Source organism: Glaciimonas sp. PAMC28666 (assembly GCF_016917355.1).
Classification (GTDB): domain Bacteria; phylum Pseudomonadota; class Gammaproteobacteria; order Burkholderiales; family Burkholderiaceae_D; genus Glaciimonas.
Genome location: NZ_CP070304.1, coordinates 3,825,370 through 3,837,096 on the forward strand (window position 1 = coordinate 3,825,370; position 11,727 = coordinate 3,837,096).

General features: G+C 52.7%; 10 protein-coding genes. 5 read left to right on the forward strand and 5 right to left on the reverse strand.

The genetic code is table 11. The features are described 5' to 3' along the window. Positions 1-252: 252 nt before the first annotated feature. Positions 253-1,500, forward strand: a complete 1,248-nt coding sequence (frc, locus tag JQN73_RS16265; protein ID WP_205319880.1) for a formyl-CoA transferase — start codon at positions 253-255, stop codon at positions 1,498-1,500. Positions 1,501-1,710: 210 nt separating this feature from the next. On the opposite strand, the gene JQN73_RS16270 is transcribed toward frc (JQN73_RS16265), so the two are convergent. After that, positions 1,711-2,319: a Crp/Fnr family transcriptional regulator gene (locus JQN73_RS16270; RefSeq protein WP_205319881.1), complete on the reverse strand. Its 609-nt coding sequence runs from the start codon at positions 2,317-2,319 to the stop codon at positions 1,711-1,713. A 411-nt stretch (positions 2,320-2,730) separates the two neighbouring features. Between JQN73_RS16270 and JQN73_RS16275 the strand changes: the two genes are divergently transcribed. From JQN73_RS16275 to JQN73_RS16290, 4 genes are all read left to right on the forward strand, one after another. After that, positions 2,731-3,066: a hypothetical protein gene (locus JQN73_RS16275; RefSeq protein ID WP_205319882.1), complete on the forward strand. Its 336-nt coding sequence runs from the start codon at positions 2,731-2,733 to the stop codon at positions 3,064-3,066. 346 nt (positions 3,067-3,412) lie between these two features. After that, complete coding sequence (oxlT, locus tag JQN73_RS16280; protein ID WP_240162297.1) at positions 3,413-4,822, forward strand: oxalate/formate MFS antiporter; 1,410 nt, start codon at positions 3,413-3,415, stop codon at positions 4,820-4,822. Between the two features lie 210 nt (positions 4,823-5,032). Beyond that, positions 5,033-5,800 carry a fumarylacetoacetate hydrolase family protein gene (locus JQN73_RS16285; protein ID WP_205319883.1) on the forward strand — a complete coding sequence of 256 codons (768 nt, stop codon included), beginning with the start codon at positions 5,033-5,035 and terminating at the stop codon, positions 5,798-5,800. Between the two features lie 19 nt (positions 5,801-5,819). Then, a complete protein-coding gene (locus JQN73_RS16290; RefSeq protein WP_205319884.1) occupies positions 5,820-6,830 on the forward strand; it encodes a 2-dehydropantoate 2-reductase in 1,011 nt (336 codons plus the stop codon). Between the two features lie 69 nt (positions 6,831-6,899). Here the strand turns inward: JQN73_RS16290 and JQN73_RS16295 are convergent, their stop codons facing one another. The 4 genes from JQN73_RS16295 to JQN73_RS16310 form a co-directional block, all read right to left on the reverse strand. Next, complete coding sequence (locus tag JQN73_RS16295) at positions 6,900-7,328, reverse strand: PAS domain S-box protein (RefSeq protein WP_205319885.1); 429 nt, start codon at positions 7,326-7,328, stop codon at positions 6,900-6,902. A 122-nt stretch (positions 7,329-7,450) separates the two neighbouring features. After that, a complete protein-coding gene (gene frc / locus JQN73_RS16300; protein WP_205319886.1) occupies positions 7,451-8,701 on the reverse strand; it encodes a formyl-CoA transferase in 1,251 nt (416 codons plus the stop codon). A gap of 36 nt (positions 8,702-8,737) precedes the next feature. After that, the gene (gene oxc, locus JQN73_RS16305) at positions 8,738-10,474 is read right to left on the reverse strand and encodes an oxalyl-CoA decarboxylase (RefSeq protein WP_205319887.1); all 1,737 of its coding nucleotides are present in this window, start codon (positions 10,472-10,474) and stop codon (positions 8,738-8,740) included. 317 nt (positions 10,475-10,791) lie between these two features. After that, positions 10,792-11,385 carry a hypothetical protein gene (locus JQN73_RS16310; RefSeq protein WP_205319888.1) on the reverse strand — a complete coding sequence of 198 codons (594 nt, stop codon included), beginning with the start codon at positions 11,383-11,385 and terminating at the stop codon, positions 10,792-10,794. Between the last annotated feature and the right edge of the window lie 342 nt (positions 11,386-11,727).

Consider the following 11,727-nt stretch of genomic DNA (forward strand, 5'->3'; position numbering starts at 1 on the left):
GCTTGCTATAATCTTTGAAATTGTATTTATTATAATAAAGATAGTTGTTATCCGAAAAGGCGACAAAAATTGACCGCGGTCAATGCCTCCCGCTGAATCCCGTGGCTATGATTGGGCTTCCTGAAGCGAAGCTGTGCACGAGGGCACATGACTGAGATCGGCCAGCGGAGTCGTCGATGCTCTCACTACGGTTTAACCTTATCCACAGATTTATAATGCATCATAGAATGATAATAACTTCAGGAGACAAGTATGAGTAAAGCATTAGATGGTGTCCGCATTCTTGATTTTACACACGTTCAGTCAGGTCCGACCTGCACGCAGTTGCTCGCCTGGTTCGGCGCGGACGTGATCAAGGTCGAGCGTGCTGGAGAAGGGGACGCCACACGTGGACAGCTGAGAGATATTCCCGGCGCGGACAGCCTGTACTTCACAATGCTTAATCACAATAAACGCTCGGTCACGCTGGACACCAAGAAACCTAAAGGTAAGGAAGTCCTCGAAAAGTTGATCAAGACCTGCGATGTGCTGGTCGAGAATTTTGCACCGAACGCGTTAGACCGCATGGGTTTCACATGGGAGCGGATTCAAGAACTCAATCCGCGCATGATCGTCGCGTCTGTAAAGGGTTTCGGTCCGGGTCCCTACGAAGACTGTAAAGTCTACGAGAACGTTGCCCAATGCGCGGGTGGTTCGGCTTCGACTACCGGTTTCGATGATGGCCCACCAATGGTCACAGGCGCCCAGATCGGTGACAGCGGCACCGGTTTGCACCTGGCACTGGGAATTATTGCAGCGCTCTACCAGCGCAACACAACAGGACGCGGACAAAAGGTTCTGACAGCGATGCAGGACAGCGTGCTCAACCTTTGTCGCGTTAAGTTGCGCGATCAACAGCGGCTTGAGAAAACCGGCGTCATGAAGGAATATCCTCAATATCCTGATCAACCGTTTGGCGATGCGGTGCCACGCGCTGGTAATGCTTCGGGCGGCGGTCAACCTGGCTCCATCCTAAAGTGTAAGGGCTGGGAAACCGACCCCAACGCTTACATTTATTTCATCACGCAGGGAGCCGTCTGGCCTTCGGTGTGCAAATTGATCGGTGAGGAAGAATGGATCACCGACGAGGCATATGCCACGCCAGCTGCGCGTCTGTTGCACCTCAAGCCTATCTTTGCGCGCATTGAGCAATGGACCATGACCAAGGATAAATTTGAGGCGATGGAGATTCTGAACAAATACGATATTCCGTGCGGACCGATTTTATCGATGAGAGAAATCGCGAACGAGCCATCTTTGCGCGCGACCGGCACCATTGTCGAGGTTGATCATCCGACTCGCGGCAAGTATTTAACGGTTGGAAATCCAATCAAAATGTCGGATAGCAGCACCGAAGTGACGCGTTCGCCGCTCTTGGGCGAGCACACCGATGACGTGATCGGACAGTTGGGATATAGCAAGGATGAGATCGCGGCGTTGCGCGAAGAAGGTGTCATTTAAAATGAGGACAGGCAGCGGATTGCGTACCAGGGTTTCCGGGTCAATATAAATTAGTCGTATGGGAAGCAATCCTGAAGATGAAGCCCCTTTTGCAAAAATGCAAATAGGGGCTTTTATCTGTTACTTTTATCTGTTACTTTTATCTGCTACTTTCATCTGTTAAAGCAGAGTATCACCGAATGTCGTTTTTTAGATGCGCTTGCGGCGCGCTCAAATCTTCCCTTGATGCTTTAATCTTGAAAGTGTTTCCGGTGAAATATTAAGATAGGAAGCAAGTTCCTTCTTGGGAATGAGATCAAACAGATCGACATATTTTCGTCGGAAGCGATGCACGCGCCCTGGCGCATCAAGCAAGTGAAGCGTGATCGTATGCGCCATTACCTCGCTCATCAGGCGCATTACTTCATGCTCAAACGCTTGTTTGACCTGTATATGGTTCTCGATGAAATCTACCCATAGCGGCAGCGGCAGCTTCACCACCCGCACCTTGGTGACGCAGACGATACTATACGGCGTGGGTGTCTTAAGGCGCCAGGCCGCATAGCTGGTTTCCATATCGCCGCCATGGGCGAAACGCAGGATCATCTCCTTACCCTGGTGGTTGGCGACCACGCGCTTCAAAATGCCATCCAGGACGAAATACTGCTCCATTTCGTGCACACCCTGATGCAGCAAAAAATCGCCTTTCTGAAACTCGGTCACCGCCAGATGGGGTTCCAGCTCCATGATTTCAGATTCATTGAGATACTTCAAAACGACGTTCTGCTTGAGCTGGACGCGGATGACATTGCGTTCGAGATGATTATCGACTGAAGTCATGAAAAGAAAATCCGGAAAGAAATTGGTTAGATCGAAGATGTGCAACATGATGCGACGAAAATTGACTGGGGTCAATTGTTGTCAGCGGCGATTTGGCTCTCAACCGCCCTATCTTTCTTACTGAAGACAATTACTTCAGACGCAGGCTGGCAGGGTCAATTTTATTCCCACGTTGTATCTGTGCCTGGATGCAACGACTTAGTATAACGAGATCGGGGAGAGGGCGCTGACAGAGGCGTGTTTCCCCTTGTGGGGCCGTCGCTTTAGGATCAATGCATTTCTGATCGTTAATGGTTAAGATTAAAATAATTAATTATTATTTATGGTTACTTCCTCTTACGATAGATTCCACGACTGCAGGTTCAAGCAGATAACTTTTTTGGTGATGTCTATCCGTGAAGGAAAGTAACCATGTACCAGGTCGCAATCGATCAACCATCCGGCGCCGATGAGGAAACAATTCATCTGGGTGCTTATAACGCCGCATTCCACGAACTCGGACTCCGGTGGCACTGGGATGCCAGGATGTATCAGGATCTTCAGCGCAACGGCGGCGAGAAGGAGCAACTGCAGGTTTATCTTGAAACCCGGCAGCCGCACTTGTTGCGCGCCTACGATGTTGAATTTTTGACGAATGCGATCCATACCACCAAATCGCGTTGGTATACCGCCATTGTCACGAGCGCGACGCGGATGGCACCGACAGTTGACTGGGCGGAAATGCAAAAGGCCGAAATAGGCGCCTGAGATTTCGAATCTTAACCAGAGTCAAGGAAAACCTCGAACGGTTCTTCCACAATGACTTTAATCAATTGAAATGGTTGGGAATGCGTGAGAGAAATTTGTCATGGGGAACACGCAGTTTTGACCAGTTTGATTGAACCAAAGGGGGAGAGAACAGTGTGGGTGTCCTTGCGTGGAAAGCGATGGTCGTCGGTTAGCGTCTGATTGGGCTCTTGCTAACGATAGTCCGGCGCACTGCGACCGACTGTATTACAGGAATCAAAGTCGCATGGAATGCTTGCAGAACAGGTTAACAAGTCACAGTCGATAGTGACATAAATCTTATAAAAACATCCAGGAGATAAAATTTATGAACGACCATCGTCAAGTCTCACTTGACAGCGATGCCCATAACGGAATGTTGAGTAATCGGTGGGTCCAGCTTGTTTTTGGGATTATCTGTATGGGCTTGGTGGCCAATCTTCAATATGCCTGGACGCTGTTTGTGAGTCCGATTGAGGCTAAGAATCATTGGGGTCTGTCGGCGATCCAGTTATCGTTCTCCATTTTTATCCTGGTCGAAACATGGCTGGTGCCGATTGAGGGCTGGCTAGTGGATAAGTTTGGACCGCGTCCGGTTATTGCTGCAGGTGCGATATTCGCTGCAGCGGGATGGGTGATCGATGCGCACGCAACGACGCTGACCGAACTCTACATTGCTGCAGTGATCGCCGGAATTGGCGCCGGCTGCGTGTATGGCACTTGCGTCGGGAATGCGTTGAAATGGTTCCCGGACAAGCGCGGTCTGGCGGCGGGTTTAACCGCGGCAGGATTTGGGGCCGGGGCAGCAGTCACCGTTATCCCTATTGCGAACATGATTCAAAGTGCCGGATATCAGGCGGCGTTTCAGTTTTTCGGTATATTTCAAGGCATATTTATTTTTATTCTGGCGTTGTTGATGGTCAGACCAACGGCGCCCAAAGGGGTCAAGGTCGCGCCACGACTGGTCACTACCAAGGTGGATTACCCGACCGGAAAAATGCTTAAGACGCCGGTGTTCTGGTTGATTTATGGCCTGTTCGTGGCGGTCGCCGCAGGGGGGCTGATGGCGACTGCGCAACTGGGTCCGATTGCCAAAGATTACGGCCTGGCGAAGTTGCCGATATCGATATTAGGACTGACGCTGCCGCTGTTGACGATGACGTTGTCAATCGACAATCTGTGTAACGGTTTTACGCGTCCTTTGTGTGGCTTTATCTCGGACCGGATCGGCCGGGAAAATACGATGTTCATCGTCTTCCTCGGCGAAGGCCTGTCGATGCTGGGACTCATGAAGTTTGGCCATGACCCGATTGCTTTCATGACATTCGCCGCATTAGTCTTTCTGTTCTGGGGTGAAATATTTTCGATATTTCCTGCGATTTGTGCGGATACGTTTGGCGTTAAATTTGCGGCAGGTAACGCTGGCACTCTCTATACAGCGAAAGGAACGGCTTCTTTGCTGGTTCCGTTGGCATCGGTGCTATCGGCAGGCGGCAACTGGGACCGGGTGTTTATCGTTGCAGCCTGTATTACGATCGCTGCCGCGATTGCTGCGAAATTTTTATTGGCACCGATTCGCAGACGATTTATTGAAAGTGCCAATGCCGAACATGCGATTAGCACCGACGCAGTCGCGGGCCGGACGGGGCCACGGCATGCCGCGGAACCAGAAAGTTGGCGTGATACCGAAGCGCGGGATAGTCAAAAAACGGCTTCAATCACTAAAGCTACCCCTTAGGCGCAGCAACGTTAAAAAAATAGCTCTGCGTAAGGACATGTCGCTGTTCCGTCGGTGCTGATGCACCGACAGTAAGACGTTGACCGTGCAACATCGGCTGTACAACATCGCCAGTGGGACATCGACGCTGAAACATCAGCGCAAAAGCGCAGAGCGCGTGGCGGTTGCCAGGTATCGCGGCATGATTTTTTTAAAATAAAAGGGTGTCAAATGATACAACGCTGGATTCGTTTTTTTCACGCTGATGCTATCGGCTTCGGGTTGCTCGAAGGAAACCAGATTCGGGTATATGAGGGCGACATGTTCAATCATCCTGTGTCTTCAGAGCGCGTGCTCGCACTGCGTGATGTCAAGCTGTTGATGCCAACACAGCCAAGCAAGATTATTGCGATGTGGAATAATTTCCGGGCACTTGGGCAGAAGTTAAATTTGGCGATTCCTGAGGAGCCCTTGTATCTGATCAAGGCACCGAATTCCTACCTCAATCCCGCAGAAACGATTCAAAACCCGTCGTGCGGCGGCAAGGTTGTATTTGAAGGTGAGTTGGGAATCGTCATCGGCAAATTATGTAAATCGGTGTCGGTCACCGAAGCCATGAATTATGTGTTTGGGTTGACCTGTGCCAATGACGTAACGGTCGCTGACATATTGCAGCGTGACCCTTCGTTTACACAATGGGTGCGCGCCAAAGGCTTCGACACATTTTGCCCGTTTGGTCCCGTCATTGCCACCGGACTGGATCCTCGTACGCTGATCGTAAAGACTACGCTCAACGGAGACGTGCGTCAGGAATACCCAGTTAGCGACATGCTATTTTCTGTTGAGCAGCTGGTCAGCCTCATTTCTCAGGATATGAGTCTCATGCCAGGTGACATCATCCTGTGTGGCACCTCGGTAGGAGTCGGGTCGATGAGGTCCGGCAGTACCGTCGACATCGATATCGCAGGTATTGGCACACTAAGTAACCGTTTCGAATAGCTCCATAGAGAGGATCAATATGAAAATTGCGATTGTAGGTGCCGGTGCAATAGGCGGTTATGTCGGTGTGAAGTTGGCCTTGGCGGGGGAGCAGGTAACGTTCATGGTGCGCGGCGCGAATCTGGATGCGATCCGTGCCAACGGCATGAAGCTCATCATGGCTGATGGCACCGAGCATGTTGCGCGTAACGTTAAGGCAAGCAACGACTATGCCGAAACGGGTCCGCAGGATATCGTCATCCTGGCAATGAAAGCGCATCAGCTGGAATCGGTCGCCAATGATGTCCCTAGGTTATTCGGGCCGGACACCGTCGTGGTTACCATGCAAAACGGCATTCCTTACTGGTATTTTCATCAGCACGGAGGGGCCCTGGAGGGCAATTGCGTACGCAGCGTCGATCCAAGTGGCATCATCGGCGAAAAAATTCGTGCCCACCGAGTCATCGGTTGCGTGGTATATCCGGCCTCCGAACTGATTGCGCCGGGTGTGGTGAGACACGTCGAGGGCGACCGCTTCCCGGTAGGTGAACTGGATGGGTCTGTCAGCGCCCGGGTTACGCGCGTCTCCGAACGCTTCTCCAATGCCGGATTCAAAGCACCGGTGCTGGAGAATATTCGGTCCGAAATCTGGCTCAAATTGTGGGGCAACCTGACGTTCAATCCGATCAGCGCGTTATCGCATTCGACTTTGCTCGATATCTGTCAATACCCGTTATCGCGTGAACTGGCTGCGAACATGATGCGCGAAGCACAAGCGATTGCCAACAAGCTCGGGATAGAGTTCCGCGTCAGTCTGGAAAAGCGTATCGCCGGAGCAGAAAAGGTGGGCAAGCACAAAACCTCGATGTTGCAGGATATGGAGGCGGGGCGGGCGGTTGAGATTGATGCGCTGGTGGGATCGGTGGTCGAACTCGGACGCCTGACCGATACGCCCACGCCGCATATCGATACGGTCTACACGCTGGTAAAGCTGCTAGGGAAATCTATCCAGGAAGAGGCTGGTTACCTGCGGATACAAAAAGCTGCCTGAAAGATAAGCCGTGGATTGCATCGGCAATTAGGACGATGGGAGGTTGGCATTAATGCCGACCTCCCATTTTTAACTCCCTTTATTTTCAAGCTCTGTGATGCGTTTGCGCAAGGCGCGTTCTTCGGAAAAACGTGCGGTCTCATCACGGATAATGGCAACGATCGCCGTCACGGTTTTCTCGGGTGAATAAAGGATGGCGACGGTGAACGCAATCGATAAGGGATGTCCTTCTTTGTGCAGCGCTGGCACTCGGAGAATGTCGTGACCGTAACGGGTTTCTCCAGTGTGCATGGTCTTGTGATAACCGTCCCAATGTCGCTGCCGCTGACGCTCGGGAATAATCAGATCCAGTGACTGGCCGAGTGCCTCGCTTTCGGTAAAACCGAATATGCGTTCGGATGCCGGATTCCATAGTGTGATGGCGCCGCCGGCGTCGCAGACGACGACGGCATCTCCGACGACCGTTACCAGCTGCTCGAAATCAATGCTTGCATGCATGTTATTGTCCTTCTTCTGCCGTCTTCAGTTAACGAATAAAGCACCGTTCAGAACTCCTCGCGAGGTTCTGAGTGGCGCTCTGGTGTTACCGGTTCCTTGTTACTCCCGGATGTCTGCTTGTCTTACACTGCCTGAGCCGAGTGCAGGGCCGCTACTTGCTCGGGGTTGTAACCCAGACTCGCCAGCACTTCGTCGGTATGCTCTCCCAACAATGGCGAACCGGTAATTTCGACCGTGGTATCCGAGAACTTGATCGGGCTGCCGACGGTGAGGTATTTACCGCGTTCCTTGTGATCGACTTCGGTAATGGTGCCACTGGCACGCAGGGACGGATCGGCGGCGATTTCCTTCATCGACATCACCGGTGAGCAGGGAATGTCGAATTTGCGCAGAATGTCCACCGCTTCGAACTTGGTTTTATCTTTGAGCCATTCTTCGATGACGGCAAAGATGTCGAAGATCTTGTCCTGCCGTGCGGTGGCAGTGTTGTAGGCTTTGTCCTCAATCCATTCTTCCTTGCCCAGCGCCTTGCAGATCGGTGCCCATGCATGGCCCTGGATGGTGAAGTAGATATAGGCGTTCGGATCGGTTTCCCAGCCCTTGCATTTGAGTACCCAGCCTGGTTGCCCACCACCGCCAGCGTTGCCGCCGCGTGGCACGACATCGGTGAATTTGCCATGCGGATATTGTGGATACTCTTCCAGATAGCCGATCCGGTCGAGCCGCTGTTGATCGCGCAGCTTGACGCGGCACAGATTCAGGACACTGTCCTGCATCGACACGGCAACCTTCTGACCTTTACCGGTTTTTCCGCGACCGATCAGGGCGGTGAGAATGCCGATGGCCAGATGCATACCGGTATTGGTGTCGCCCAGCGCAGCGGAACTGACCGTCGGCGGACCATCCCAGAAACCGGTCGTGGAGGCCGCGCCGCCGGCGCATTGGGCCACGTTCTCGTAGACTTTCAGGTCTTCATAATGGTGGCCATCGCTAAAGCCTTTGACCGAAGCGACGATCATCTTAGGATTGAGTTCATTGATGCGTTCCCAGGTGAACCCCATGCGGTCCAGCGCACCGGGTCCGAAGTTCTCGACCAGAACATCGGATTCACGAATCAACTTCTCCAGTACTTCCTTGCCTTCAGGCTTCTTGGTGTCCAGCGTCAGTGATTTTTTATTGCTGTTTAACATCGTGAAATACAGTGCATCGACGTCCGGAATGTCACGCAACTGACTGCGGGTAACGTCGCCCGAACCGGGCCGCTCGACCTTGATGACGTCGGCACCAAACCAGGCCAGCATCTGGGTACAGGCAGGTCCGGCTTGCACGTGGGTGAAGTCGATGATTTTGATTCCCGCTAGTGGCTTGCTCATAATGGATAAACTCCTTTGATGATGTTAGATGGCGTCTTACTTTTTAGTCGCGCTGCTTTGCGGATTGAGATTGGTCAAACGACCGCTTTCGGTTCCCGCTGATTCGTCGATGACGGCGTTGATGAGGGCCGGTTTGCCGCTGGCGATGGCCGCGGCCAGTGCCTCGGTCATTTCTGCCGGGGTGGTAACGTTATAGCCGATGCCGCCGAAGGCTTCCATCATCTTGTCGTAGCGCGCGCCTTTGACAAACACGGTCGGTGCGACATCTTTGCCGCCGGTCGGGTTGATATCGGTACCGCGATAGACGCCGTTGTTGTTGAAGACAATGACCACGATGGGGAGCTCGTAGCGACAGATGGTTTCGAGTTCCATGCCGCTGAAGCCGAACGCACTATCGCCTTCGATGGCCACCACTGGCAAGCCGCTGGTGACCGCCGCGCCGATGGCATAGCCCATCCCGATGCCCATGATGCCCCAGGTGCCGGAGTCGAAACGCTTGCGCGGTTCATACATGTCGATAATGCTGCGCGCGTAATCGAGGGTGTTGGCGCCTTCATTGACGACGTTAATATCGGGGCGTGTCCTGAGTACATCGCGGATCGCCCGCAGTGCGCTATGGAAATTCATCGGCGACGGATTTTGGTCCAGCGTGGCTGCCATCTTGCTCAGATTCTTCTGTCTGCGTTCCATGATTGCGCCAGTCCAGTCGACGCTTGGCTTGGGAAAGCCGGAACCGATGCCGCTTAGCAAGGCCGCTACACACGAACCGATATCACCGATCAGCGGGGCTGCAATCGCCACGTTGCTGTCGATTTCGGTCGGCGAGATATCGATCTGGATGAACTGCTTCGGTCCGCCCCATGTCTTGCCCTTGCCATGCGAGAGCAGCCAGTTCAGGCGGGCACCGATCAGGATCACGACATCGGCTTCGGCCAGCACGAAAGAGCGCGCCGCTGCCGCCGATTGCGGATGGGTGTCGGGCAGCAGACCTTTTGCCATTGACATCGGCAGATACGGGATCCCCGATTGTTCGACGAAGGCCCGGATATCAGCATCGGCCTGCGCGTAAGCAGCGCCTTTGCCCAGCAGGATCAGCGGACGTTTGGCGCTTTTGAGCAGCTCGAGCGCACGCTGGACCGATTCCGGCGCAGGCAGTTGACGCGGGACCGGATCGACCACCCGCACCAGCGATTTTTTACCGCGCTCGGCATCCAGCGACTGGCCCAGTAATTGGGCTGGCAAGTCCAGATAGACACCGCCCGGACGACCGGAGACGGCCGCGCGAATCGCCCGCGCAATACCGATCCCAATATCTTCGGCCTTGTTAATGCGGTAGGCCGCCTTGGCGTACGGCTTGGCCGCATTAAGTTGGTCCATCTCTTCGTAATCGCCCTGTTGCAAATCGACGATTTCGCGTTCGCTGGAGCCACTGATGAGGATCATCGGAAAGCAGTTGACGGTGGCATTGGCCAGCGCGGTCAGACCGTTCAAAAAACCGGGTGCCGACACGGTCAGGCAAATCCCCGGCTTTTGGGTCATGTAACCGGCCACAGCGGCGGCATTGCCCGCATTTTGTTCATGCCGAAACCCGATGAAACGCATCCCTTCGGCCTGCGCCAGACGTGCCAGATCGGTGATCGGAATGCCGACCAGACCGAAGATGGTGTCAATGTCATTGTGCTTGAGCGCATCAATGACCAGATGAAAGCCGTCGGTCAGCGCGCCTGCTGGCGTGAGCAAGGCGGCAGATTCGGATTGAATGTCGTTTTTCATGATGAAAACTTTCTTTTCGTGTGGTGTCGGTACAGAGGATGGGCAACGCGTGCTGTCAGGTGCTATCAGGTGCTGCTATTCGAGTGGGTTCCATCATAGCTAGCCTACCCCGCGGCGTTCCTTGACCAAGGTCAAGGAACGCCGTATTAGGTAGCCTACTGGGGGAGGAGATACTGATCGTCAGGTCCGGGGAGTGCCTGACAGACGAACTTGTTGGAATAATCTGTTGAGGAGCGATAAATGACCGCCCCATTCTTGATGCGGACATAAGACGGTTAATCGAAAAATGTAATGCGTGCGATCAGGGTTCACCGCCATCAAAAAACAACGATACCCAACGTTATTAATGCGTCTTTTATTTTGCTGAAAATAAACAACACACCTTTGTTGAGGAAATGAGGTGGTTTTCCCCAAGGTTTGATGGCCCTACGCCCTTTATATTTCCAAATTGAATATCTGCTATCTAATTTTTCAATTAGATATTTTATTTCGGAGGTTTTATACTGCACTGCAATGAAGGATTTTAATCTTGATAGGGGCATCAACATGACATCGACAACTTTTTCTAAAACAGAATCGACATCTTCTTCCTTGAATCGCAGTAATGCTCGCCGTTCCCTTGGCGGAACATTAGCGCGTGCGGCGTACGGCGTTGCAGCATTTCTGCTGGCCGTGAACTTGCGTGAATCGCTGGACGCAACAACCAGCGGTGACAAATCTGATGGCGCCACCACCTGGGGCATGTAATTCGATTTGTTTGTAAATGTTACTGTAATAGAAGTGCCGTCACGTACTGATCGTACTGATCGTTCTGGTCTTAGACGCAGACAGGACGGCACCGCATCAAAAATCTGTGACCGCCGAAACGTCCTTTTGCGCGCTTCGCTCTGTGCGAAGCCGGTTGCTTGCATTCGCTGACTCGACGATATTTTACTTGTCGAGGTTACGCTTCATCCGAAACATTTTTCCATTTCTCTGACTAAATAGCAGAATGTTGCTGACTGTTCACTTCCGTGTGCTTAATTAGCTCAAGGTATGATTGTTCCGGCAACTTTTACGTCCAAAGCTCGAACGATAAGCAATTATCTTCACCGCCGGTTCGATCCGGATAGTTATCCACTCTGCCAGTTCTTCCTCCGTTCCCGACTGAAGCGCCGTTCCGATGCCCTCATAGAAGGCGGAGCGGCGCTATTTTGTTACCTTTGTGTATTTAGGCAAGCCTTTCCTCACTCTGTTAAGTGTATGAGACCGGT

Bases quoted from the DNA above. Each gene is read 5' to 3' on its own strand.
- JQN73_RS16310 (WP_205319888.1), bottom strand. From the start codon at position 11,385: ATGCAAGCAACCGGCTTCGCACAGAGCGAAGCGCGCAAAAGGACGTTT.
- JQN73_RS16275 (WP_205319882.1), top strand. From the start codon at position 2,731: ATGTACCAGGTCGCAATCGATCAACCATCCGGCGCCGATGAGGAAACA.
- oxlT (WP_240162297.1), top strand. From the start codon at position 3,413: ATGAACGACCATCGTCAAGTCTCACTTGACAGCGATGCCCATAACGGA.
- JQN73_RS16295 (WP_205319885.1), bottom strand. From the start codon at position 7,328: ATGCATGCAAGCATTGATTTCGAGCAGCTGGTAACGGTCGTCGGAGAT.
- JQN73_RS16285 (WP_205319883.1), top strand. From the start codon at position 5,033: ATGATACAACGCTGGATTCGTTTTTTTCACGCTGATGCTATCGGCTTC.
- JQN73_RS16290 (WP_205319884.1), top strand. From the start codon at position 5,820: ATGAAAATTGCGATTGTAGGTGCCGGTGCAATAGGCGGTTATGTCGGT.
- JQN73_RS16270 (WP_205319881.1), bottom strand. From the start codon at position 2,319: ATGACTTCAGTCGATAATCATCTCGAACGCAATGTCATCCGCGTCCAG.
- frc (WP_205319886.1), bottom strand. From the start codon at position 8,701: ATGAGCAAGCCACTAGCGGGAATCAAAATCATCGACTTCACCCACGTG.
- frc (WP_205319880.1), top strand. From the start codon at position 253: ATGAGTAAAGCATTAGATGGTGTCCGCATTCTTGATTTTACACACGTT.
- oxc (WP_205319887.1), bottom strand. From the start codon at position 10,474: ATGAAAAACGACATTCAATCCGAATCTGCCGCCTTGCTCACGCCAGCA.